The sequence below is a fragment of the Candidatus Sororendozoicomonas aggregata genome (genome assembly GCF_031528575.1).
Lineage (GTDB): Bacteria > Pseudomonadota > Gammaproteobacteria > Pseudomonadales > Endozoicomonadaceae > Endonucleibacter > Endonucleibacter aggregata.
This window is the reverse complement of sequence record NZ_JAVLSP010000059.1, coordinates 1-24,794: the sequence shown is the minus strand read 5'-3', so window position 1 is coordinate 24,794 and position 24,794 is coordinate 1. Positions and strand designations below refer to the sequence as shown.

Annotated in this window: 18 protein-coding genes; 12 read left to right on the top strand and 6 right to left on the bottom strand. The window is 46.4% G+C overall.

Features of this window, described 5'->3' with window-relative positions; all coding sequences use genetic code 11:
* The first annotated feature begins 691 nt into the window (after window positions 1–691).
* The 5 genes from V4C51_RS11795 (at window position 692) to V4C51_RS11775 (ending at window position 9,559) form a co-directional block, all read left to right on the top strand.
* Window positions 692–2,665 (top strand): C2H2-type zinc finger protein, encoded by a 1,974-nt coding sequence (locus V4C51_RS11795; RefSeq protein ID WP_330926368.1) that lies wholly within the window; start codon window positions 692–694, stop codon window positions 2,663–2,665.
* A gap of 468 nt (window positions 2,666–3,133) precedes the next feature.
* Complete coding sequence (locus V4C51_RS11790) at window positions 3,134–3,862, top strand: F-box/WD repeat-containing protein (protein WP_330926367.1); 729 nt, start codon at window positions 3,134–3,136, stop codon at window positions 3,860–3,862.
* A 201-nt stretch (window positions 3,863–4,063) separates the two neighbouring features.
* Window positions 4,064–5,701, top strand: coding sequence for an F-box/WD repeat-containing protein (locus V4C51_RS11785; RefSeq protein ID WP_330926366.1), 1,638 nt, complete (start codon window positions 4,064–4,066; stop codon window positions 5,699–5,701).
* A gap of 197 nt (window positions 5,702–5,898) precedes the next feature.
* Window positions 5,899–7,686 carry an F-box-like domain-containing protein gene (locus tag V4C51_RS11780; protein WP_330926365.1) on the top strand — a complete coding sequence of 596 codons (1,788 nt, stop codon included), beginning with the start codon at window positions 5,899–5,901 and terminating at the stop codon, window positions 7,684–7,686.
* Between the two features lie 85 nt (window positions 7,687–7,771).
* On the top strand, window positions 7,772–9,559 hold the full coding sequence (locus V4C51_RS11775; RefSeq protein ID WP_330926364.1) for an F-box/WD repeat-containing protein: 1,788 nt from the start codon (window positions 7,772–7,774) through the stop codon (window positions 9,557–9,559).
* A 698-nt stretch (window positions 9,560–10,257) separates the two neighbouring features.
* Here V4C51_RS11775 and V4C51_RS11770 read toward each other — a convergent pair.
* On the bottom strand, window positions 10,258–11,034 hold the full coding sequence (locus V4C51_RS11770; RefSeq protein ID WP_330926363.1) for an exodeoxyribonuclease III: 777 nt from the start codon (window positions 11,032–11,034) through the stop codon (window positions 10,258–10,260).
* A gap of 172 nt (window positions 11,035–11,206) precedes the next feature.
* On the opposite strand from V4C51_RS11770, the gene V4C51_RS11765 reads away from it, so the two are divergent.
* Window positions 11,207–11,365, top strand: coding sequence for a hypothetical protein (locus V4C51_RS11765; protein WP_330926362.1), 159 nt, complete (start codon window positions 11,207–11,209; stop codon window positions 11,363–11,365).
* An 83-nt stretch (window positions 11,366–11,448) separates the two neighbouring features.
* Complete coding sequence (gene pyrE / locus V4C51_RS11760; protein WP_330926361.1) at window positions 11,449–12,090, top strand: orotate phosphoribosyltransferase; 642 nt, start codon at window positions 11,449–11,451, stop codon at window positions 12,088–12,090.
* A gap of 310 nt (window positions 12,091–12,400) precedes the next feature.
* Here pyrE and V4C51_RS11755 read toward each other — a convergent pair whose 3' ends face one another.
* The 3 genes from V4C51_RS11755 to V4C51_RS11745 all read right to left on the bottom strand — a co-directional run bounded on the left by V4C51_RS11755 (window position 12,401) and on the right by V4C51_RS11745 (window position 14,778).
* Entirely contained in the window at window positions 12,401–13,675 is a 1,275-nt protein-coding gene (locus V4C51_RS11755; RefSeq protein WP_330926360.1) for a DNA cytosine methyltransferase, read from the bottom strand.
* Between the two features lie 9 nt (window positions 13,676–13,684).
* Window positions 13,685–13,921 carry a hypothetical protein gene (locus V4C51_RS11750; protein WP_330926359.1) on the bottom strand — a complete coding sequence of 79 codons (237 nt, stop codon included), beginning with the start codon at window positions 13,919–13,921 and terminating at the stop codon, window positions 13,685–13,687.
* Window positions 13,922–14,043: 122 nt separating this feature from the next.
* Window positions 14,044–14,778: a hypothetical protein gene (locus V4C51_RS11745; protein ID WP_330926358.1), complete on the bottom strand. Its 735-nt coding sequence runs from the start codon at window positions 14,776–14,778 to the stop codon at window positions 14,044–14,046.
* A gap of 238 nt (window positions 14,779–15,016) precedes the next feature.
* Here V4C51_RS11745 and V4C51_RS11740 point away from each other — a divergent pair, with 238 nt between their 5' ends.
* The 4 genes from V4C51_RS11740 to V4C51_RS11725 all read left to right on the top strand — a co-directional run bounded on the left by V4C51_RS11740 (window position 15,017) and on the right by V4C51_RS11725 (window position 18,528).
* On the top strand, window positions 15,017–15,520 hold the full coding sequence (locus V4C51_RS11740; RefSeq protein WP_420797664.1) for a very short patch repair endonuclease: 504 nt from the start codon (window positions 15,017–15,019) through the stop codon (window positions 15,518–15,520).
* A gap of 435 nt (window positions 15,521–15,955) precedes the next feature.
* Entirely contained in the window at window positions 15,956–16,840 is an 885-nt protein-coding gene (gene argB, locus V4C51_RS11735; RefSeq protein ID WP_330926356.1) for an acetylglutamate kinase, read from the top strand.
* A 26-nt stretch (window positions 16,841–16,866) separates the two neighbouring features.
* Complete coding sequence (gene slmA / locus V4C51_RS11730) at window positions 16,867–17,460, top strand: nucleoid occlusion factor SlmA (protein ID WP_330926355.1); 594 nt, start codon at window positions 16,867–16,869, stop codon at window positions 17,458–17,460.
* 675 nt (window positions 17,461–18,135) lie between these two features.
* Window positions 18,136–18,528, top strand: a complete 393-nt coding sequence (locus V4C51_RS11725) for an ArsR/SmtB family transcription factor (protein ID WP_330926354.1) — start codon at window positions 18,136–18,138, stop codon at window positions 18,526–18,528.
* A gap of 50 nt (window positions 18,529–18,578) precedes the next feature.
* Here the strand turns inward: V4C51_RS11725 and rpmG are convergent, their stop codons facing one another.
* Together rpmG and rpmB are read right to left on the bottom strand one after the other, a co-directional pair.
* Window positions 18,579–18,746 carry a 50S ribosomal protein L33 gene (rpmG, locus tag V4C51_RS11720; protein ID WP_330926353.1) on the bottom strand — a complete coding sequence of 56 codons (168 nt, stop codon included), beginning with the start codon at window positions 18,744–18,746 and terminating at the stop codon, window positions 18,579–18,581.
* A 19-nt stretch (window positions 18,747–18,765) separates the two neighbouring features.
* A complete protein-coding gene (rpmB, locus tag V4C51_RS11715; protein ID WP_330926352.1) occupies window positions 18,766–19,002 on the bottom strand; it encodes a 50S ribosomal protein L28 in 237 nt (78 codons plus the stop codon).
* A 744-nt stretch (window positions 19,003–19,746) separates the two neighbouring features.
* Here rpmB and V4C51_RS11710 point away from each other — a divergent pair.
* Window positions 19,747–24,561 (top strand): NAD-glutamate dehydrogenase, encoded by a 4,815-nt coding sequence (locus V4C51_RS11710; protein WP_330926351.1) that lies wholly within the window; start codon window positions 19,747–19,749, stop codon window positions 24,559–24,561.
* Window positions 24,562–24,794 lie beyond the last annotated feature (233 nt).

Sequence of the window (24,794 nt, the reverse complement as noted above, 5' to 3'; positions counted from 1 at the left end):
TCGTCAAATAGCCCCACTATTATCCTCAGAAGCAGAAATTTTTATCCTCAATTTCTCGTAATCCTCGCTACGGGCGCTATTCTCGGTCAGGCTCCTAGATTCGTAACTTACGGCCCATGCAAATTTTTTTAAAGTGACTGCACTGTTTGTTGGGCACAGCCAGGTGGTATGTACTATGATTATTGGCCCAAAGGGAATTTAATGGAGTTAATGCTATTGAGCACCCCGTTCCGTCGTACTTTTTTGGTTACACTGGCCGGTGTGGGGTAAAAGTTTCAGTCTTAATTAGTATACAAATAAAAAATATCATTGTAACGAATAAAAGGAGCAGGAGTATCTGTGGATAAAGGTGTTTAAAAACCACAGGTAGTCTATTGAGTAGCCATTGCCAATATTACTAGCTTTTTTGTTGTTTTTTTTCCCTTACCAGTGCAGTGGTGGGAAAAGGTGTGGGGAAAATGATGTGCCTGAACCACCAAAAAAATTAGCCAAATATTATAAAAAACCAGTCAAATATTATGTGGATTGTGACTTATTACCCGGTGACGGCTATTTAGCCTGTAAGGCTGTTGATTTAACGGATTCAGAGGGTGGGTTGATGGAAACCACTCCCAGTGGCCTTGATGTTGATGATATTGATTCTGATGACCTTGGTCTTGATGCCCCTGATATCAATGATCTTGGCTTCACTTTGCTCAATGAAAAAAAACATACAAAGAAAATTATCAGAGTCAAGGTTGAAGAGAATAAATCTATTTATTTTATTCTCTACGGAGAAATTAGCGAGGAAAATGCTGTAAGGGTTGTCTCCCATATATTGGAAGAAAATAACACAAAAAAGACGTTGGTAATAAAGTCGTCAGAGCTGAAATCTGACATTGTCAGCACTAATTTTAATGATATAACGGCTACAACTTTTTACACAAATTTAACAAATGATAGTTTTAAAAAAATATATGTATGTCATGTGAATGAACAACTTGATAGCTTCACCGTAAACGTAAAGAAGTTCGATGGTTATGTTTGTGACCAATGCCAGATAGTTTTTTGTAGAGAAATCAATTTTTTAAATCACAAAAGGGTACACCACAGCATAGCGTGTACCCTGTGCGATCCACCAAGGCGGTTCAGGGATTTGAACGCGCTGTGGATGCACAATGACGCTTACCATAGTGGTAAGAAAATTTGTGACCTGTGTTATCCAGCAAGGGCATTCGACAATGATCGAGCGCTGTCGAATCACAAAATCAAGTACCACAGCGGTGAGAAAATCTGTACCCAGTGTCGTCCGAACAAGAGGTTCGTAAATGCCCAGGCGCTGGTGGAGCACAAAAGCAAGTGCCACCGCGTTGGTAAGAAGATTTGTACCCAGTGTCGTCCGAACAAGAGGTTCGTAAATGACCAAGCCCTGGCGAATCACGAAGAACTTTACCACAGCGGTGAGAAAATCTGTGATCAGTGTGATTCGGAAAAGACGTTCATAAATGGTGTAGCGCTGGCGAGGCACAAAAAACGTTACCATAGCGGTGAGAAAATCTGTGACCTGTGTCATCCGGACAAGCCGTTCAAGAATTATGCGGCGTGGGCGTATCACACCAGCAAATATCACGGCGGTAGTAAGAAAATCCGTGACTTGGATAATTCGTCGGTAATGCTCGAAATAACTGAAGAGTCGTCAGATCATAACGCTGAACAACACGGAATTAATCCAATGAGCCTGGATAATAAAGGTGATGCTATTGATTCAGGTGGTCAGTGCAGTGATATAGATTATGGTGATATTTTTAGTGTGACAAGTAAAAATAAAAATAATGATAAATTTATAAAGATGACCGTTGAAGAGGGTGGCGTCATTTATTTTGTTTTTTCTGGAGGGATTAAAAATGAGATGGCTATTAAGGTTGTTTCTCATCTCTTTTCAGAATTGTCAGAAGACAGCACAAGTCAGACGTTTGTAGTAAAGCCCTCAGATCTGGAATCTGCTAGTATTAGCACGCATTCAAACGATATAAAGGTTCTTGACAGAGGTGAGGAAATATTAACTCATTTTAACTGTATATATGTTTGCAATATAGATTTTAACTCAGAAGGAATGAGTCTGACTGGCAAAAATGAAGCAATTAATTTCACTGTAACCTTAGCAAGGTCAAATGGGCATCCATGTGAACAATGTGATAAAGTTTTCTTAACAAGAATATCACTTAGGTGTCACAAAAACATAAAGCATACAGAAGAGAAAACCTGCCCTGATTGCAATAATAAATTTGCGAATGCTTCAGCTCTGTTAACTCACAAAAGTAAATATCATAAAGGAAAAGCAATATGCTCTGTTTGTCAGTTGGAATTCCAGAACAAGACCGCACTGTATTATCACAAAAGCAAAGAGCATACAGAAAAACAAACATGCCCTTATTGCGATAAGCAATTGGCGCACGCTCAAGCCCTGGCAAATCACAAAAGAAGATGTCCCAAGATGCCCATAGGCTGTCCCAAGGTGCGCGTAAGCTGTCCCGATTGCGACAAGTTGATATCGAATGAGAGAGCCTTGTCGACTCACAAATCTGACTATCACTCAGGAGAAAAAAACTGCCCTCATTGTAATAAGGTATTGCCGCACAGGAAAGCCCTGCGGAATCACATAAAAAAAGAACACTCGGAAAAATAAACCTGTTCTGACTCGCCCTACTGTCCGAGAATAGACTACCCTACTGCGGTTGCGATAAATTGGTCTGAAAATTCCTGATTCTTCGTCAAATAGCCCCACTATTATCCTCAGAAGCAGAAATTTTTATCCTCAATTTCTCGTAATCCTCGCTACGGGCGCAATTCTCAGGGCAGTTTATGAAATATCCGGGCTAGAAATGACGAGTGAGGCCGCCTGCTATTGCGAGAAGTTTCAACGCAGGATTTCCCTTCAGGTAGCTAGCGCATCAGGGGATTTAGACAGTTCGATCGGTATTACAATCCATGCAAATTTTTTTGGAATGACTACACTGCTCGTTGGTGCGTTGCCGGTGATGGCCTGTCCTCAAGTCAGTCCGTGGTTGACATTGCCCAGTACCCTGTCCCGCAGGTTGGTGGCGCTTTAGCTTGGAACAATAATCAAAGAATAAAAAAACATCAGGATTGAGTATTGATAACATTCTACCCCCGGTTATTTGTTGCGGTTATTCTTATTGCTATGTATCCCTTTTCTCAAGCCGTTGTCGCGAGACCGTTGGAAGAGAGTCATGTGCCATTATTACGTTTACCCATTGAATTAAGGTGGGAAATTTTAAAATACCTTGGTTCCAGAGATTTAATGAATATTTCAAGAACGTGTAAAAAATACCATGAAGATACAAAGAATGATTTTGTAAAAGCACACTGTTTTTTAAATGATTATCCTGGATACAAGACAAAATGGACTGCTATTGCAGCTTCGTTGGATGATCGTCAGATACAAGCATGGGTGGCGCAATTTTCAGGTGAGCCAGGGATCAGTACGTCTCTTTGTCGAGCGAAAGGTGGTAATGACTTTCCAGCATTACTTTTTTACAAAACAAGTTATCTCATGCGTAACGCTCGATTTTTCAAGGCGCAAGAAAAAGGGTGTATTTCCCATGATGATTGGGTTCGCTTAGGGACTTTCAGCCCCAGTGGTCGGCATGTGGTAACTGTCGGTTATGATCACACGGCAAAAATCTGGGGGCTCGATACCGATGGTCACTGGACGCAGAAAGGGGGTATTTCCCATGATGACTGGATTCGCTCGGCGAGTTTCAGCCCGGATGGTCGGTATGTGGTGACTGCCAGTGATGATCACACGGCAAAAATCTGGTTGTTGAAAACGAAAAGATCAACCGATGCTTCCACCCACTGAAAAAAGTGCGATTGGTATGACAATCCCCATGCAAATTTTTTTAGAGTGACTACACTGCCTGTTCGAGCACAGTCAGTTGGCAAGGTTTACTTTTGAGAGTAATTCCACCCCAGTTGGTTGGTCTGGGTCAGCGGTTTTAGCGGGTAAGGCGTCCGGATAGCAATAATCAGAGAGTAAAAAATAGTAGGAAATTTATCATTGATGCAATTTTTTACCCGGGTATTTGTTGCGGTTATTCTCACTGCGGTGTATCCCTTTTCCCATACCGTTGTTGCGGTGCCTTTAGCAGAAGATACGTTTCCAATAATGGGTTTACCCACTGAATTAAGGTGGATAATTTTTAACTACCTGGGTGCTCGTGATCTAAAAAGTATTTCACAAACATGTAAACAACTTAATGCCGAGACAAAAGGTGATTCTTTAAAAGCACAGTGTTTTTTAAATGATTATCCTGGATACAAGAAAAAATGGACTGCTATTTCAGCTTTATTGGATGGTCGTCAGATAAAAGAGTGGGTGGCGCAATTTTCAGATGAGCCAGGGATCAGTACGTCTCTTTGTCGAGTGAAAGGTAGTAATGACTTTCCAGCATTGCTTTTTTACAAAACAAGTTATCTCATGCGTAACGCTCGATTTTTCGAGGTGCAAGAAAAAGGGGGTATTTCCCATGATAATTGGGTTCGCTCAGCGATTTTCAGCCCCGATGGCCGACATGTGGCGACTGTCAGTGATGATAACAAGACAAAAATTTTGGGGCTCGATGCCAGTGGCAACTGGACCGAGAAAGGGTGTATTTCCCATAATAACGCGATTCTCTCAGTGACTTTCAGTCCTGATAGTCGATATGTGGTGACTGCCAGTGTTGACCGTACGGCAAAAATCTGGGGACTCGATGCCAGTGGCAACTGGACCGAGAAACGGTGTATTTCTCACCGCAGGTCGGTCTGCTCAGCGACTTTTAGCCCAGATAGTCGGCGTGTGTTGACTGCCAGTCATGATCACACGGCAAAAATCTGGGGGCGGGATAACGATGGCAACTGGACGGAGAAAGGGGGTTTTTTTCACGACAGGTCGCTCTGCTCAGCGACTTTCAGCCCTGATTGTCGGCGTGTGGTGACAGCCAGTCATGATCACACGGCAAAAATCTGGGGGCGGGATTGGATAGAGAAAAAGTGTTTTTCCCACGGTAAGTCAGTCAACTCAGCGACTTTTAGCCCCGATGGTCGGCATGTGGTGACGGCCAGTGATGATCACAGGGCAAAAATCTGGGGGCTCGATGCCAGTGGCAACTGGATTAAGGAGGGGCGCATTGTTCACGACAGGTCGGTCCGCTCAGCGACGTTCAGTCCCGATAGTCGGCATGTGGTGACAGCCAGTCGTGACTGCACGGCAAAAATCTGGGGACTCGATACCAGTGGTAACTGGACGCAGAAAGGATATGTTTTCCACTGTAAGTCTGTCAGCTCGGCGACTTTCAGCCCTGATAGTCGGTATGTGTTGACTGTCAGTGATGATAACACGGCAAAAATCTGGGGGCAGGATAACGATGGCAACTGGACGGAGAAAAAGAGTATTTCCCACGGTAAGCCACTGTGCTCAGCGACTTTCAGCCCTGATGGTCGGCATGTGATGACCACCGGTGGTGATTACAGGGCAAGAATCTGGGGGCTTGATGCCTGTGGCAACTGGACGGAGAAAGGGTATATTTACCATGATGACTGGGTTCGCTCGGCGACTTTCAGCCCGGATGGTCGGTATGTGGTGACTGCCAGTGATGATAAAACGGCAAAAATCTGGTTGTTGAAAACGAAAAGATCAACCGATGCTTCCCCCCACTGAAAAAAGTGCGATTGGTATGACAATCCCCATGCAAATTTTTTTAGAGTGACTACACTGCCTGTTCGAGCACAGTTAGTTGGCAAGGTTCATTTTTGAGCGTAATTCCACCACAGTTGGTTGGTCTGGGGCAGTAGTTTTAGTGGATAAGGTGTTCGGATAACAATAATCAGAGAGTAAAAATAGTAGGAACTTTATCATTGAAACAATCTTTTACCCGATTATTTGTTGCAGTTATTTTTGCGGGTATTTATCCCTTTTCCCATACTGTTGTTGCAATTCCTTTAGAAGAAGATACGCCCCCAATAATGGGTTTACCCACTGAATTAAGGGTGGCAATTTTTAAATACCTTGGTACTGGTGATCTAATAAGGACTTCACAAACGTGTAAACAATTTAATGCCGATATAAAATATAATTTTGTAAAAGCACAATGTTTTTTAAATGATTATCCTGCATCCAAGAAAAACTGGGATGTTATTGCAGCTTCATTGGATGATGGTCAGATAAAAGAATGGGTGGCGCAATTTTCAGATGATCCTCAGATCAGTAAGTCCCTTTGTGAGGTGAAAAATCGGAAAAGCTTTTCAGCTTTGCTTTTTTACACAATAAGATATCTCATGCACATCGTTCGATCTTTCGAGATACCAGAAAAAGGGTGTATTTCCTGTGGTGATTGGATTTGGTCAGCGACTTTCAGCCCCAATGGTCGGTATGTGGTGACTGCCAGTGAAGATAATAAAGCAAGAATCTGGAGGCGGGATACTGACGGCAACTGGACGGAGAAAGACTCTATTTCCCACGCTGATTTGGTCCACTCAGCGACGTTCAGCCCCGATAGTCGGTATGTGGTGACTATCAGTGATGATCAAACGGCAAAAATCTGGAGGGTCAATGATAGTGGCAACTGCACCGAGAAAGAGGTTATTTCCCACGATAATTCGTTCTACTCGGTGACGTTCAGCCCCGATGGTCGGTATGTGGTGACAGTTAGTGCTGATAACACGGCAAGAATCTGGGGGCAGGATATTGACGGCAATTGGACGGAGAAAGAGTGTATTTACCACTGTAAATTAATCTGCTCAGTGACTTTCAGTGCTGATAGTCGGTATGTTGTCACTGCCAGTTGGGATCACACGGCAAAAATCTGGGGGAAAGATCCCGGTGGTAACTGGACGGAGAAAAAGTCTATTTCCCACCGTAAATCGGTTCGCTCAGCGACGTTCAGCCTCGATAGTCGGCATGTGGTGACAGTTAGTCATGATCACAAGGCAAGAATCTGGGGGCAGGATACTGACGGCAACTGGACGAAGAAAGCGTCTATTTCCCACAGTAATTCGATCGTCTCAGCGACGTTCAGCCTCGATGGTCGGCATGTGGTGACTGCCAGTCATGATTACACGGCAAAAATCTGGGGGCAAGATTCCGGTGGTAACTGGACGGCGAAAGGGTGTATTTTCCACCGTAACTTGGTCCGCTCCGCGACGTTCAGCCCCGATAGTCGGCATGTGGTGACAGACAGTGATGATAACACGGCAAAAATCTGGGGACTCGACCCCGGCGGTAGCTGGACGGAGAAAGGGGCTATTTTCCATGCTTCTCCGATCTGCTCAGTGAGTTTTAGCCCCGATAGCCGACATGTGGTGACTGCCAGTCATGATCACACGGCAAAAATCTGGGGGCTTGATACCAGTGGCAACTGGACGGAGAAAACGTCTATTTCCCACGCTAGTTCGGTCTTCTCAGCGAGTTTCAGCCCTGATAGCCGGCATATGTTGACTGCCGCCTGCCTTGATAAGACGGCAAGAATCTGGGGGCAGGATATTGACGGCAACTGGACGGAGAAAGGGGTTATTTCCGACGCTTATTCGATCTACTCAGCGACATTCAGCCCCGACGGTCGGTATGTAGTGACTATCGGTGATGATAACACGGCAAAAATCTGGTTGTTGAAAACGAAAAGATCAACCGATGCTTCCCCCCACTGAAAAAAGTGCGATTGGTATGATAATCCATGCAAATTTTTTTAAAATGACTACAATCAGAAAGTAAAAAATAGTAGGAACTTTATCATTGATACAATTTTTTACTCGGTTATTTGTTCTAGTTATTCTTACGGGCATTTATCCCTTTTCTCATACCGTTGTTGCAGTAACTTTAGAAGAAGATACGTCCCCAATAATGGGTTTACCCATTGAATTAAGGCGTAAAATCTTTGAATGCCTTGGTAACAAAGATTTAATGAGTGTTTCAGAAACGTGTAAACAACTTAATGTTGAAACAAAAATTGATTCTTTAGAAGATAAGTGTTTTTTTAATGATTACCCTGCATTAAAGAAAAACTGGGATGTTATTGCCGCTTCATTGGATGATGGTCAGATAAAAGAATGGGTGGCGCAATTTTCAGGTGATCCTGAGATCAGCAACTTTCTTTGTGAGGCGAGAAGTAGGAAAAACTTTTCAGTGTTACTTTTTTACAAAATAAGCTACCTCATGCACATCGCTCGATCTTTCGAAATGCCAGAAAAAGGGTGTATTCCCCATGGTACTATGATTCGCTCAGCGGCTTTCAGCCCCGATGGTCGGTATGTGGCCACTGCCAGTTTTGATAAGACGGTAAAAATCTGGGGGCAGGATGACAGTGGCAACTGGACCGATAAAGCGTCTATTTCTTACCACAGTGATTCGATCTCCTCAGCGACGTTCAGCCCCGATAGCCGTTATGTGGTGGCTGTTAGTCATGATAACACGGCAAAAATCTGGGGGCAGGATGACAGTGGCAACTGGAGTGAGAAAGAGGTTATTTCTCACATTCATTCGTTCTGCTGGGCGACGTTCAGCCCCGATAGTCAGTATGTGGTGACTGGCAGTGAAGATAATAAGGCAAGAATCTGGGGGCTGGATACTGACGGCAACTGGACGGAGAAAGGGGTTATTTCCCATGGTAGACGGGTTCACTCAGCGACGTTCAGCCCTGATAGTTCCTACGTTGTGACTGCCAGTGATGATCACACGGCAAAAGTCTGGGGGCTTGATACCAGTGGCAACTGGACTGAGAAAGCATCTATTCCCCACGGTGATTGGGTCTTCTCAGCGATTTTAAGCCGCAATGGTTGCTATGTGGTGACTGCCAGTGGTGATCACACGGCAAGAATCTGGGGGCTGGATACTGACAGCAATTGGACTGAGAAAGCGTCTATTCGCCACGGTCATTGGGTTATATCAGCGACGTTTAGCGCCAATAGTCAGTATGTGTTGACTACCAGTGCTGATCACAAGGCAAAGATCTGGGGGCTGGATACTGGTGGCAGTTGGACGGAGAAAGAGGTTATTTCCCATGATGGATGGGTTGACTCAGGGACTTTCAGCCCTGATGGCTGGCATATGGTGACTGTCAGTCATGATCACAAGGCAAGAATCTGGGGGCGGGATACTGACGGTAACTGGACGAAGAAAGCGTCTATTCCCCACGGTGATTCGATCTTCTCAGCGACGTTCAGCCCTGATAGCCGGTATGTGGTAACTGCCTGTGGTGATTACACGGCAAAAATCTGGGGGCTCAATGCCAGTGGCAACTGGATCGAGAAACGGTGTATTACTCACGGCGATTCGGTCCGCTCAGCGACGTTCAGCCCCGATAGTCGGCATGTGGTGACTGTCAGTGAAGGTCCAACGGCAAAAATCTGGGGGGAGGATATTAACGGCAACTGGACGGAGAAAGGGTGTATTTCCCACGGTCATTCGGTCTACAGGGCAACTTTTAGCCCTGATGGTCGGCATGTGGTGACTGTCAGTAGTGATAACACGGCAAAGATCTGGTTGTTGAAAACGAAAAGATCATCCGATTCTCCCCCCCGCTGAAACAAGAAAAACGGTTGTTCACTAATGGTTGCCTTAAGTCCGACCGGCTCCTAGGAGCCTGTCCGAGAATAGACTACCCTACTGCGGTTGCGATAAATTGGTCTGAAAATTCCTGCTTCTTCATCAAATAGCCCCGCTATTCTCCTCAGAGGCAGAAATTTTATCCTCAATTTCTCGCAATCCTCGCTAAGGGCGCTATTCTCGGTCAGGCCTCCTAGAGGCACGGCAAAATCTTCATACAATAATCAACCCTGTCTCAGAGCTAAGGTTTCAGTTGTTGTTCATAAAAGTTGTAAATATTCTTTTTAGGTGATGATGTTTTGTAGTTGTTGTAGCTATTAGGGGCGGCGCTTTCTGTGGATAACCTGGTTATTCACAGAAGAACCAGTCAGTTACAAAGCTAACAAGATTGTTTGTGTAACGTGTATAATCATTGATCAGTTTGTGGGGGGGTTGTGGATAAGTCGCCACTTACTCACAGGCAAACTGCTCACTGCTTTATCCACAGACTTTTCCCGGTGTTTTTTAACAGTCTTTTCCACAGCTTTGGAGACTAAAAAGTTTAAAGTCTGACAACCTTATAATCGAGCTGTCAGAAGCCACCTTACGCGCAACAATCCGGCTTATGAGGTGGTCTTTATTTGCACGGCAGAAGCCATAACCGGCATGGCGCCGGTTAAGGTGGAAACCGGGCAATGTCAGAAAGACAGTTCCCAGTCATAATCCATAATCACAGGGGCGTGGTTTGAGAATAGCTGTGACTTATAGATACCACCGTTAAGCACACGGTGACGCATGCCTGAAGTGATGATCTGGTAGTCCAGACGCATACCCAGGTTATCATGGCGCAGGAATTCATCCGGCCACCAGGTGTACTTGCCAGACTCACGATCCACTTCGCGGTACGCATCGCAGAATCCCATATCACCGAGCAAGCCTTCCATCCAGTTGCGCTCTGCTGACTGGAAGCCAGAGAGCTCTTCTGATTCACGCCATTTGGCCACATCGATTTTACGGTGGGCAATATTCCAGGTACCGGTCATCACAAACTCACGACGTTTGCGGCGCTGTTTGTTCAGGTTGTGGGAGTAGCCATCCAGAAAGCGGTATTTGAAGTTCTGGCTTTCTTCATCATGACCTTCAGGCACATAGATATTGACAATACTGATCTTGTCAAAATCAGCCTGCTGATAGCGACCGCTTTCATCGGCTTCAGGGTAGCCAAGGCCGGTAATAATTGCTTTGGGAGGGTGACGGGTATACAGGGCAACTCCGCCATGTTCTGTTCGGTTGTAACCTTCATAGGGGTAACAGAAATAGCCATCGAGCTGATAGGCATCGCTCTCGATGACAATATCCTTTTCACGCGTGTCCTGAAGGCAGATAACATCGGCATCTTGTTCTTTCAGCCAGTCAAAAAGGCCTTTTTCACTGGCGTTCTTAATGCCTTCGCAGTTAAAGCTTATAACTCTCATTGATTACACCTTGCCAAGGTAGGCAGCAGTCGAGTGATAGACATAGACTGCTTGGGCACCGCACATAAAGCAGCTACCACGGTTTGTTGTCGATAGGTGCTGAATGCTTTAGTGAAACTATAAAATCTTGGTCAATCATAGCTTGTCATTTCTTCATTGTTTATCCGCATAAATGCGATTTATTATGGCCAATGCCGGTACGTCAAGGACATTTATCAAACAGGTGGATCAGACTTATGCGCCTTCTTTACACGGGAAATATCGTTTATTTCTTCAAAAAATACTGTTGAGGGTAACAAAAAATATTAACGTTGCTATTTTGGCAGGGTAAACTAGCAAATTAAGTCATAAATCAAGCTCTATGCAGAAAATTATACGGTATGAAGTTGTTAATGATGAGGCGGTTGAGTCGCTATGCATAACTATCAAGAAGCGTTCCTGGCATTTGCCCTGGAACAGCAGGTCATTCGTTTTGGTAACTTTACCTTGAAATCAGGTCGGCAATCCCCCTATTTCTTTAACGCCGGGTTGTTTAACACAGGGAAAGCCATGAGTAAACTAGGGCAGTTTTACGCCAATGCCCTGATAACCTCAGGTATTGATTTTGATATGTTGTTTGGCCCAGCCTATAAAGGCATCCCTATGGTTACGGCCACTGCCATTGCTTTATCGGAGCGCCATGGCCGTGACATCCCCTGGTGTTATAACCGCAAGGAAGTTAAAGACCACGGTGAAGGTGGAATGATGGTGGGAGCAACACTGGAAGGCAAAGCTATTATCATTGACGATGTGATTACCGCAGGGACTGCGGTGCGTGAAGTAATGCAAATCATGGAAGACTCAGCAGCAAAACCTGCGGCCGTCATGATTGCCATGGATCGCCAGGAAAAAGGTTCGGGTGAGCTGTCTACCCTTGAGGAGATCGAGCGAGACTTTGGTATTCCCGTGATAAGTATTGTGAAGCAGGAACATCTCTTTGAGTACGTAAAAGATAGCGCTGAATTTAACCAGTTCGGGCCAGCCATAGCTGCCTATCGGGAGCAGTTCGGTAGCTGACTGTAAACTCGAGCGGCGATTGGGATAGTTATTGGGCCTTTCATAAGCACTGCTCTCAAAGTAGGAACTATGGTGAAATTATGCACAACCAATCGTCGTAGCAGAGGAACCGCACCCAAAAGAGTTCTAGGTTTTCTTCGTAAAGCGCTGGTTTTGCAGTGCTTTTACACGACGATGGAACGATGCCCGATGACAGCCAGCGCACCGGAGCGCAAGGAATCTGCCAGCTTGTGAGCTTACGCCTGAGCCCGCCAGGTTGCGGCGCGCTTGGCTGTCCGCACCAAACTATCAGCTTCTTTGGACAGAAAAATCAGGCGATTTGAAGCGCTTCACCTTCGTGAACCTCCTCAGTAATTTGTCTTATCTCACCAAACAGTTCATTCCAGAGGCTTTCGATATGATGGGCAATATGATAAGCCAGCAAAGGGGGTACCGCATTACCAATCACTTTATAGGCTCCTGAGGCGCTCAGCGGATACTCAACACCTTTCTTTTTCGGGCGAACAAACTCATAGCTATCAGGGAAGGTCTGAATTCTCGCACACTCGCGGACAGTCAGGCGTCGCTCAGGTAAGCCCTTATCAAGCTCTTTAAGATTCTTTCCGCCGTTTTCCCTGGAGAGTCTTCTGTACTCGATGTTCCCATGATGCTCAGCTCTGATAGTCGGAGCTATACCCTCATAGGCCACTTCAGTTTGACCTTGCGTTCCGGGGCAATACTTGGCCTTGGAGAATTTCTGCTGCGCCGGGTCTTCAGATCGCTCTGGCTCTAATAGATCTCTGAGAGCATGACGAACCTGAGAATATGGCAGCAGACTTTCTCCGCCATTCTCCGAATGACTTACCGGAGGATATACATCAATCAGCCCCGACTCTATCTGATCTACCATAGCTGGAGACAAATACCTCCGACTAAGCCCGATAAAAATAACTCGCTCGCGACGTTGAGGAATTCCATAATCAGGAGTGAACAACACTTTTGCGGGAACGACCAGATAGCCTTGGTCTATTCTCCTGAAATCACGCTCTATAATCTGCTTTACGTCACCGAGAGAAACCAGTCCCTTTACGTTCTCGGCAATAAAGACTTTAGGTCTAGTAATCTCAACGACTTTGCGCATCCAAATATAGAGGCTCCCCCGGCTTTCCTTCGCCGGGATATCTCCGTTGATGTCGTTCTGGTGGCATTTATGGGAATTGAAACCATTGCGTTTACCTGCCACGCTAAAGTCCTGGCAAGGGAACCCACCGGTCACTACATCAATGTCGGTGGGGAATTGAAATTCGCCAGCCTCGTGCTTCTTGACTAGATCAACAACACTCTCCGTATGAAATACGGACTCGGAATCAACGCCTCTATTTTGAAAAAAAGGCTTCCAGGCTGTTTCCGCGTATCTCAGTATGTCGTTAGCGAAAACAGTCTGGAAACCAGTCTCCGGCAAGTACACCATACCATTCTCAGGGTTGCTACAATGACGAAACACTTCAGGATTAACCAGCTCTTCAGCGACAGAAAAACCGCCCTCAAAACCTAAATCCATTCCACCACAGCCACTGAAAAGTGATAGTACTCTTTTGTTTTTCAATACGATGCCTTATTGCTTCTTCTGGATGACACTCATGCATTCTGAAATACTCAGATTATCAGATATCATCCTTTTGGGGTCTGGAATATCTTTTCCAGAGTGCTTGATACGCAGCTCTTTATCGACTTCAGAAACCCAGATTTCAAATAGCTCACTCTTTTCAAGCGACTTCAACCTACCCTCGTCCTTAGCCCAGTATTCTGCCAGTATTTCCGGGTCGGTATTCTCGATACAATCTCGAACCATTCTTAAGAAACCCGGATCTTCAAGCTTCTCAAAAATCCTAGGGACATCACTGAAGGTTCTGATGCCTTGGACAACTTCAATTTTGCCGCCCGCACTGAACCTGTCTCGAAGGGAGTGGTCGACTATTTTGTGACGAGCCGCCAGATAAAGGCTTCAGGGAATAATGCGCACGCCTCCGCAATCTTTTCCCGTCTCAATTGCGCCGGTAACTCAGGCCAGGCTTTAAAAGCAAACTCACCAACAGCTTCCGGGTCGACTTCCTCTGCCCGATCATCCTCAACCCACCAGAGATCAGCGGAAGCTCCGAACTTATCTTTCAAGTACTTACGGAATGGCCTGAAAGGATTATCGAGCTTCCCTACTTCCTCATAGCCGATACCGATTTTAGAGAAAACCGTTTCGTCTTTCTTAAGAGTCATATCTATGCTGTAGCGAGGCTTATGGGTAATCAACACATCTTTTACGCACTCCTCATGGAGCTTAAAGCGGTAACTGACATCACCGCCTAGTTTTGCGAAAAAGAGCATGATCTCCTCGACGTTATCAACCCGGGTAGATTCAAAAATACTACCCCCCAGGGTTTGCCATTTATCCGAGTTGGTCGTTTTTACCTCAACACCAATTATGTCGGAATGATCTGGAAACTTCAAAACTATATCCGGGAACCGCTGACCGGAAATTTCTTCAACCTCTATCCCAATTAAGTCAGGGTCTTGATCAATAACTGATCGCATAATTATCGCAAGATAACCTTCAAAATGAGCTCCCTGGTAATTTCTTACCTCTTCAGGAGATTTTCTCTTAAGCTCTTCCCGGCAACGCTCTAGAATAAGCTGAGTTTTTTCTAATCGAGTCATTAGTACTGCCTAATCTGGACTAAAAGTACTAATTAGACCCAAAAATAAACGATAGTTCTATTTATTAATACTGCGGACAGTTTTTGATGCTTAAAGCCCACGGCTGCCAAAGGCCCGAAGGTGTATCGTTATTTTATGGCAACTCACGTCTACCGTTGAGTTACCATAAAATCGCCCCCTTGAGCTGTAGGCCTTGTAGCATCAGACACCAGACTGTCTAAAACTGTCCGCGGTATTGATTTATAGTTATCTGGGGTTAACTCAATTTGGGGGGACGCTCTTTATACTAACCTCCACACGCCGCCGAATAATGGCTTCCATACCAAGCAAAAACACCAAGCCCGAGCTACGTATTCGAAGGGCGCTTCATGCCTTGGGTTTTCGCTACCGAACTCACGTAAAAGATTTACCGGGAACACCTGATATTGTTTTCCCAAAATATAAGGCGGTCGTTCAAGTCAATGGCTGCTTTTGGCATGGGCACAATTGTCTCTCGAACAGGCCAGCAAAAAACAACCTGACGTACTGGCTTGAAAAAATCCAAAAAAACAAGCTCCGAGATGAGAGAAACAAGCAGGCGTTACTTAAGTCTGAATGGCGCTTGATGGTGGTCTGGGAGTGCGCTATTCAAGGCAAGAGAAAGTTAGATCAGGAAATTCTGGTTAGCTTGATTGAAAACTGGTTACTGGTCGGGAATGAGTTTGTAGAGATAGCAGGTAAGGGTGCCATTACCGATACGTAATACCCCAAGATTTTCTCAATTTCCCCCTGAAAAAGCGTATTTCCCAATTACTGTTATCGGTAAGGATACGAACTCCTACCTGTCAAAAAAATTGTATAATAGATATTGATCATATCCTGTACTAGCAACAACAGAATAAACAGAATAAGGACACCCATAAACCCTTCTTAAGGGACAACCCTTGCCTAGGAGCCTGACCGAGAATAGCGCCCTTAGCGAGGATTGCCAGAAATTGAGGATAAAATTTCTTTTTCTGAGGAGAATAGCGGGGCTATTTGATGAAGAAGCAGGAACTTTTAGACCAATTTATCGCAACCGCAGTAGCGCAGTCTATTCTCGGTTAGGCTCCTAGCAGGCTGTACTACTTTCTCATTCACCCAACTCAATCAATCTGATAGCCTTTATGACCGTTTTATTACCTACCCTGGAGGATGAATGAAGACCACCGCGCGCTCTGGTGAGGATACCGCACATATACTCACAGAGGCTCTGCCTTATTTGCAACGCTTTGCCGGCAAGACCATTGTGATCAAATACGGTGGCAATGCCATGACCAGTGAATCCCTTAAGTTACACTTTGCCCGGGATATCGTAATGCTCAAGGCCGTAGGGATGCATCCGGTGGTAGTCCATGGTGGCGGCCCCCAGATTGACAGTATGCTTAAGCGCCTTTCTATTGAAAGCCGGTTTGAGCAAGGCATGCGAGTCACTGATGCGGAGACTATGGGCATCGTGGAAATGGTACTCAGTGGGTCAGTCAACAAAAGCATTGTGACTGCAATTAACCAATGTGGCGGGAAAGCGGTAGGTCTTACTGGAAAAGATGCTGGCTGTATAAAAGCCTGTCCGCTGCCTATTGTTGACCCTGAAACGGACTCGCAGACCAGCCGTGGACACTTGGGTCAAGTGGCATCAATTGACCGCTGTGTTTTTGATATTCTTCAAACCAGTGGTCATGTCCCCATACTTGCTCCCATTGCCCTGGACGACAAGGGAAAAACCTATAACATCAATGCTGACCTTGTCGCAGGAAAACTGGCAGAAACCCTGCGGGCTGAAAAGCTGCTGCTACTGACCAACACCCCTGGAATTCTTGATAAGGATAATCAGCTGCTATCCACCTTGTGCCAGAACCAAGTAGAAGCCCTCATTGCCGAGGGTACCATCCATGGTGGTATGCTACCCAAAATTCAGTGCGCACTCAATGCTGTCGCTCAGGGCGTCGGTTGTGCTCACATTATTGATGGTCGCGTGCCCCATGCCTTATTGCTTGAATTACTGACAGATAAAGGCATTGGCAGCGTGATCAAGCCGGATTAACCGACAAGACTGACGATTGGTTTGTTATGGATAAAGCAAGGACTCTTTCCCGGCAGGAACATATACTTCAGTCATTGGCTCATATGCTCGAAATAGCACCCGGTCAGCGTATTACCACCGCTTTATTGGCAAAGGAAATGGGCGTATCGGAAGCAGCGCTCTACCGGCATTTTCCCAGCAAAGCCAAAATGTTTGAAGGGTTGATTGCCTTTATTGAGGATATCCTTTTTTCGCGTATCACCACTATTATTGCTAATGAAGAAAAAGCGTTGGTGCGTTGTGGAAGCATCTTACGGTTGCTACTGAGCTTTTGCGAAAAAAACCCGGGGCTTTCCCGTCTGTTAACCGGTGATGCTCTCGCTGGCGAAGCACAGAGGCTGAGGGTAAGAATCAGTCAGTTATTTGAACGGCTGGAAATTCAGCTTAAACAAGTATTACGGGAAGCTGAGATTAAGGAGGGGCTGCGCACTTCTATGACGGTTAGCACGACTGCCAACCTGATGATGGCTATGGTTGAAGGGCGTATCAGCAAGTACGTGCGCGGTGAATTTAAGCACAAGCCCACAGAATACTGGACTGACCACTGGCAGACTTTAGCACGCGTGATTTTCAGGACTTGACATCCTCTCCGCCCCCTGAAGGCTATCTCTTAGTCACATCTCCACGCCTTTTTTCATTCGGCAGGTGTGGAGACGATCTTGCGACGTTGCCCACCCTTCCCAAATGACCAACCACCGGGGTATGCCGGTGCGCTTTGAGCCACACCAGCCACCTTTGCAGCTGTCACTTCTGAAACTGTTTAGAAATCCATTGTGTACGCTGAACTGGACACAAGTACGATACCTGTTGCACTTTCTAATACCAATTGTCTTTTCTAACTGCGGAATTGAGCAAGCTATTCATAACTACGGACAGACTTGTCACTTCGCCCTGCCTTTTCGCCGGGCTAACGCTCCTTATGGTGAAGTTAGAAAGTTTGATGGGTAAGACAAGTATTTTTATGGCAATGAATTTCAACTGAAAGGTATCGCGCTTTGTGGAAGAAAACAGGGTCGCTTACAACGTGAGGCAGCCTATTAATGTGATATTGGTCGTCCAATGGTACGCTTGAAGATAAATGGGGCGAAGTCTATGTTGTTGGTGATCATAGCGGTATTTCTCACGAGAAACTGCCCGTTTTCCCTGGCTTTTTGGGTGTCTTCATAATATCAACCGACGAGGAAAAGCTGCTATTTATGGACTGCTGGATCTGCTGTCACGCAAGTCCCTTGAAACACAGAAAGAGCCAAAAATTTATGGTTGATTTACAAATACCGTGCTGTTCCCATCTACCAGAGTTAAATGAAGAGCGACACAACCGTCTGGCCGCTATTTTCCGGCTGCTAGGGGATGAAGGTCGGCTAAAAATGGTGCTTTCGTGCATTGATGAACCACAGCCTGTCACCAAGCTGGCTGAGATTGCTTCCATGTCTCAGCCATTAGCCAGCCATCATTTAAAGCAGTTGCGGGAAGCAAGAATCTTGAAATCTGCACGTCATGGCAAGCAGATACTCTATGCGTTGAGTGATTATCATATTCGCCACGTGTTGCTGGACCTTGCTACACATGTTCTGGAGTTTGAAGCAGAAGGGAAAGGAGAAGCGATCGCAGATCAGCAAGGCGCAGAAAAGAAAGCCGGTAATGCCTGACGAACCCTCTGTCCATCAGGCTATGCACAACATACAATAAGAAAAAGCGCTTACTTGATCTTGTATTCTTTGTACTCAACATGCTTGCGAACAACCGGGTCGTACTTTTTAAAGGCCAGTTTGTCCGGTGTGTTACGCTTGTTTTTGGTCGTGGTGTAGTAATGACCTGTTCCGGCAGAGGAAACAAGCTTGATTTTTTCGCGAATACCTTTAGCCATGGTTTAGAGCTCCTGAGGATTAAACTTTCTGACCCGCTTTACGCAAATCAGCCAGAACGGCATCGATGCCTTTCTTGTCGATAATCCGCATGCCTTTCGCACTAACGCGCAGGCGCACAAAGCGGTTTTCAGTAGCAACCCAGAAACGCTTGTGGTGCAGGTTAGGCACAAAGCGACGACGAGTTTTGTTGTGCGCGTGGGACACATTGTTTCCGGTAACCGGACGCTTGCCGGTAACCTGACAAACCTTGGACATTGTTATGGCCTCTCAACTAATGCTCCAGCCGTGAGGCCGGTAATCTTCTGAATTCCAGAGTCTGCTTAGGGTAAATCAGGACAAATAACCGTCCGACGCTGCTCAATAGCGACCCTCATACAAAGACCGGGCTTTATACCAAATCCGTGCATTATATGCAAATAATTGGCATCATTGACATCCTCCCCGACGTGAAGAGGGTGTCGCGAAACGCTGAAATACACCCCGCATCGCCATCCTGTACAGGGAATGTACAGGAACCACACGCTATGGAAGGCACTCTAACCACACGCTTCATGCGGGTTTAGTGATTCACGTCCTTGTGGCATAGATCCCTTACAATCCCTGTACGGGATGACGACGGAGAAAATTAAGCGTTTCGCGACACCCTTTATAAGTACGGGTATAAGTACGGGTATAAGTACGGGGCTTTCCGCGCTTTTGGTAAAAAAAACCGCTTGCTAAAAATCAGCGCTGGCACGGCTGAGGGTATAAGGAAGGCGTCTGAAAGACTCCTCTTACTCGGGTCTTGATTGATTCTCAATTCACAATCTTTTATGAGCTGCAATCGTCGATAAAACCTGGCTGTTTTGGGTTTTTCTTGATTAGATAGCAGTGCAACTTTAGATCGTATTCTGTTAAATTTCCAGCATTACTTTTTCTGATAATCGCATTTGTTAACAATGCGGAACATTCGGAATGATCTGCCCTTTAACAGAGGGCGCAAGGTGTAAAAAAACAGATATGAATACATTTACAGACATTCGTAAACTGACACTCAGCCAGGTTCAGTCATGGATTGCCGAGCGCATGCCAGAAAGTGACCGCCAGCAGGCCGGTCGTTTGGCGGACTATTATTTCCGGCAGATCCAGTCTAGAGACCTGGTGAATATATCAGTTGACGATTGTTACGGTTCTATTCTCTGTCTTTGGCAGTTTATTCAGCAACGGAAGCCAGGTGAGCTGAATATCCGCGCCTATAACCCTGAGCCGGAGACACACTACTGGCACTCCACCCACAGTATTATTGAAGTACTGGTGGATGACATGCCCTTCCTGGTGGCCTCTATCTTAATGAGTCTTGATAATCAGGAGGTAGTGGTTCACAACATCAATCATCCAGTGATTCAGTCGCAAAGGGATAAAAATGGTCAGCTGGTCTCTTTGCAAAAAGCTGGCACTGAAAAGGATTCGCTGAAATCTGAAGCGCTGATGCAAATTGAAATTGATCGTCAGGGAGGGGCTAGGGAGTTAGAGCGTATCGTTACCCGGATAAAATCAGTCATTGCTGATGTACGACAAGTGATTTATGATCGTGCAGCCATGTCTGCCCAACTGGATGAGGCCATACACTGGTGTGAGAGTCAGCCTCAGCCCGTCACATCAGAAGAGCAGGAAGAAACTCTGGCCTTCCTGCGCTGGCTGAAAAACGACAACTTTTTGTTTATCGGTTACCGCTATTATGAGGTGAGTGAGTCCGACAATGCCGCCAGGCTGCATATTGAGAAAAACTCAGGTCTTGGCACCTTCAGAAAAGAGCACAGTCAGAGCGGTGATGATCAACCATTGTCGTATTATCAGCTAGAAAAACTGCACGAGCCTGAATTGCTGGTGATTACCAAGTCATCCACACGTTCTACTATTCAGCGGCCAGCACACCTTGATTACCTCGGCGTTAAGCATTTTAACGACGAAGGGCGTGTATGTGGTGAATGGTGCTTCTTTGGTCTGTTTTCATCACAGGTCTACTCCACGCCGTTGGAGCAGATTCCGATGCTGCGAAAGAAAGTACGAAGGCTGCTTGAAATTGCTGATACGCCAGAGCATAGTCACCGGGGCAAGGCTTTGCAGCATGTGATTAACACTTATCCCAGAGACGAATTAGCCCAGTCTACTCAGGAGCAGCTGCAAAGTACCATTATGGGGATTCTGGATTGCCAGGAACGCCGTCAGCTGAGGGTTTTTCTGCGTCCTGACAGTTATGACCGCTTTATCAACGTGATGGTCTACGTACCAAGGGATCACTTTAACACTGACCTGCGTCAGCGCCTGGCACAGATTTTGTTGGATGAACTGGGTGGGCACAGTATTGACTTCAGTGTCCACCTGTCTGAGCACCCACTGGTACAGCTCCAGTTTACCGTGCACTGTGAAAACTCCCATGAGTTGGACATCAATATTGTTGAGCTTGAAAAAACCATGGTTGAGGCGGTGCTCAGTTGGAAGGATCACTTGCGCCAGGCCATTCTCGACAAATACGGCGAAGCTGCCGGTAGTCGTTTATACCGTCTTTATGCCGAAGCTTTCCCGGCAGCTTACCGGGAAGACGTTCACCCCCGCCAGGCTGTAGCAGATATTGGCCGCTTTGGGCGACTGAACGAACAAACACCCATCAGTACTTCCTTGTATCACCCGGTAAACGATTTTCAGCATTGGCATTTCCGGGTGTTAGGTACAGGAAAACACCTGGCACTTTCTGACGTGCTACCCATCCTCGAGCATATGGGAGTGAAAGTTTTCAGCGCCAGACCTTATATGATAACGCCTAAAAAAAGCGACGGTGGTTGGGTTTTGGATTTCCGAATTGCGCCTTTCTCGTCTATGAACCTGGAAGACAGCGCACTGTGTGAACAATTTCAGCAGGTGTTTATCCGCACCTGGCGTGGCGAACTTGAAAACGACAAATTTAATGCCCTGGTATTGAGTGCCGGCCTTGAGTGGCGTCAGGTTATGCTACTGAGAGCTTTGGCTAAATACCTGCTGCAACTGCAGATTCCTTTCAGTCAGTTTTACATGGAGCAGGTCGTCATCAATAACGCGGCCATTACCCGCCAGTTGGTGCGTCTGTTTGAAATACGCTTCACCCCTGACAGCGTATCCGAACGTGAGAAACGCGCGGAAAAAATTACCGAAAAGATCAATAAGCTGCTCGATGATGTGGCTAACCTTGATGAGGATCGTATCTTACGCCACTTCCTTAGTGTCATTAATGCCATGCAGCGGACGAACGCCTATCAACTCGACAGCGAAGGTCAGCCTAAAAGCTACATGTCCTTTAAACTGAAGCCTGACATGATTCCTGCTGCACCGCAGCCTCGCCCGATGTTTGAGATCTTCGTGTATTCACCCAAAGTGGAAGGTGTGCACATGCGTGGCGGTAAGATTGCCCGGGGTGGTTTGCGTTGGTCTGATCGCCGGGAAGACTTTCGCACCGAAATTCTGGGACTGGTAAAAGCGCAGATGGTGAAAAATGCCATCATTGTGCCCCACGGTGCCAAGGGTGGATTTATTCCTAAACAACTGGCAGGCACCTGTTCCCGCGATGAAATCATGGCTGAAGGGATAGCCTGTTACAAAACCTTTATATCTGGCTTACTGGATATTACAGATAACCTGCGTCAGGGCGATGTTATTCCTCCATCGGGCGTCGTACGTTATGACGAGGACGACCCTTATCTGGTCGTTGCGGCAGACAAGGGGACAGCGACATTCTCTGATATTGCTAATGACGTGTCAGATAGCTATGGCTTTTGGCTGGGCGATGCTTTTGCCTCCGGGGGCAGCCAGGGCTATGACCACAAGAAAATGGGCATCACTGCCCGTGGTGGCTGGGAGTCGGTAAAACGGTTGTTTAAAGAACGTGGGCACGACACCCAAAGCAGTCCTTTCACTACCATTGCCATCGGCGATATGGCCGGTGATGTGTTTGGCAATGGTATGCTCTTGTCTGAACATATCCAGTTGGTCGGTGCATTTAACCACATGCACATTTTTATTGACCCTGCCCCCGATACCGCCAGCAGTTATGCTGAGCGTAAACGGATTTTTGCCCTGCCCCGCTCCAGCTGGGATGATTACAATCGTACGCTGATTTCTAAAGGGGGTGGTATATACAGCCGTGCTGCCAAGAGAATTCGCCTGAGTTCACAAGCCTGCGAAGCGCTGGGTATTGAAACGCCTTCACTGACACCAGCCGGACTCATTCAGCATATGTTGAAGGCGCCAGTGGACCTGTTGTGGACCGGTGGTATCGGTACCTTTGTGAAGGCCTCGTTCGAAAGCCATACTGATGTGGGTGACAGAGCAAACGATAATGTTCGTATAAATGCCGATGAACTCCGTGTAAAAGTAGTAGGTGAAGGCGGTAACCTGGGGTTAACACAACAGGCTCGTATCGAGTTTGCCCGCCACGGGGGGTTAATCAATACCGATGCAGTGGATAACTCCGGTGGGGTCGAAAGTTCCGATCACGAAGTTAATATCAAGATTCTGCTGGATCAGGTGGTGGCTGCTGGTGATATTACCATAAAGCAACGGAATGAATTGCTGGCAGAGATGACTGACGAAATTGCGTCATTGGTATTGCGCCATAACTATTTGCAAAGCCAGCGCCTGAGTTTGAGTAATCATCAAAGTAGTTTGCTGTTTAACGACCACCGTCAGCTTATTCGAAAGTATGAAAGTGAAGGTCGCCTGAACCGTAAACTGGAGTGCCTGCCCTCTGATGAAGAACTAAAGGAACGTTACCTGAGAGAAGAGGGATTAAGCCGTCCTGAGATTTCTGTATTGCTGTCCCATTCCAAGCTGAAACTGTGTGAAGACCTGGTCGCCGCAAAAGTGGATGAAGACCTGGATCTGAGTAAAGAACTTTACCAGTATTTCCCCACGCCCTTGCGTCAACGTTATGCCGCACAAATTGATCAGCATGTTCTGAAAACGGAAATTCTGGCAACACACCTGACCAATGAGGTCAACAACCGTATGGGAGCGACCTTCATTGATTATGTTCAGCAAGAAACCCATTGCAGCGTGATTAATGCGGTACGTGCTTACAGTGCTGTGGTGAGCATTCTGTCCCTTGAAACACTCTGGAACCGGTTCGAAGCCCTGGGCTTTGACGTGGACGATGCCACCCAACGCAATGAGCAGGTACGCATTCAACGCCAGATTGAAAAAGCCTGTATCTGGCTGCTCCGGGTGCATGGTAATAACCTGGATGTGCGGCAGTTGACCAGCACGTACAAAAATGGTGTAGAGAATATTGTGGTTAATCTGGAACAATTGCTCGGTGAAAGTGACCGTGAATGGTTGCAAAAACTGATTGAGAAGTTGACCGCAGAAGGCTTCAGCCCCGAAATGGCCCATGATTGTGCGGCCTTGCGTTACCGTTATTACGCCATGAGTATTGTTGCTATTGCTGATCGACGACAGCAACCCGTAGATAGTGCTGCCCGTGTGTACTTTGCACTGGAAGAGCGCTTGTCGTTACATTGGTTCCGCAACCAGGTTCGGGCGCTGCCGACATCGGATGTCTGGCAGCGAAGGGCACAGGCTTCTTTGCGTGATCAGGTCGACCGTAGTCTTTCAGACAGCTGTGCCCATGCGCTGCTGAATGTAGAGACAACCTCTGAGGAAACCCTTAACCAATGGCTTGAGGTGCACAGTCAATCCATGGCGCGCTGGCATTGCACGTTGGAGAGTATCCAGTCCGCACCGAAGCCTGACCTGGCTATGTTGTCAGTGGCTGTGCAGGAGTTGTCTCGTATAGCGGCGGCTTAGCTATCATTGCTTTCCATTCTCCAAAAGCCCGGGCAAAGAACCCGGGTTTTTCTGTGCGTGCATCGCATCAATATTTTTTGAAATACACTACGAAAACCTTTTTTCCATAAAATAAAACCCGAAAGAATAAATTTCCAGGAGCCTGTCGGGCTTAAGCTTTCGAGCATGAAATTCAGTAGAGCGAGTCAGATTTTTCGATGGATTTGTGCGAATAGTTGACCTGTTTAAGCAAA

Excerpts from the sequence above, each read along its gene's own strand:
- V4C51_RS11725 (WP_330926354.1), top strand. The coding sequence starts at position 18,136 with ATGGTTGATTTACAAATACCGTGCTGTTCCCATCTACCAGAGTTAAAT.
- V4C51_RS11765 (WP_330926362.1), top strand. The coding sequence starts at position 11,207 with ATGCGATTTATTATGGCCAATGCCGGTACGTCAAGGACATTTATCAAA.
- V4C51_RS11750 (WP_330926359.1), bottom strand. The coding sequence starts at position 13,921 with ATGGTTCGAGATTGTATCGAGAATACCGACCCGGAAATACTGGCAGAA.
- argB (WP_330926356.1), top strand. The coding sequence starts at position 15,956 with ATGAAGACCACCGCGCGCTCTGGTGAGGATACCGCACATATACTCACA.
- rpmB (WP_330926352.1), bottom strand. The coding sequence starts at position 19,002 with ATGTCCAAGGTTTGTCAGGTTACCGGCAAGCGTCCGGTTACCGGAAAC.
- V4C51_RS11785 (WP_330926366.1), top strand. The coding sequence starts at position 4,064 with ATGCAATTTTTTACCCGGGTATTTGTTGCGGTTATTCTCACTGCGGTG.
- pyrE (WP_330926361.1), top strand. The coding sequence starts at position 11,449 with ATGCATAACTATCAAGAAGCGTTCCTGGCATTTGCCCTGGAACAGCAG.
- V4C51_RS11710 (WP_330926351.1), top strand. The coding sequence starts at position 19,747 with ATGAATACATTTACAGACATTCGTAAACTGACACTCAGCCAGGTTCAG.
- V4C51_RS11745 (WP_330926358.1), bottom strand. The coding sequence starts at position 14,778 with ATGACTCGATTAGAAAAAACTCAGCTTATTCTAGAGCGTTGCCGGGAA.
- V4C51_RS11770 (WP_330926363.1), bottom strand. The coding sequence starts at position 11,034 with ATGAGAGTTATAAGCTTTAACTGCGAAGGCATTAAGAACGCCAGTGAA.
- slmA (WP_330926355.1), top strand. The coding sequence starts at position 16,867 with ATGGATAAAGCAAGGACTCTTTCCCGGCAGGAACATATACTTCAGTCA.
- rpmG (WP_330926353.1), bottom strand. The coding sequence starts at position 18,746 with ATGGCTAAAGGTATTCGCGAAAAAATCAAGCTTGTTTCCTCTGCCGGA.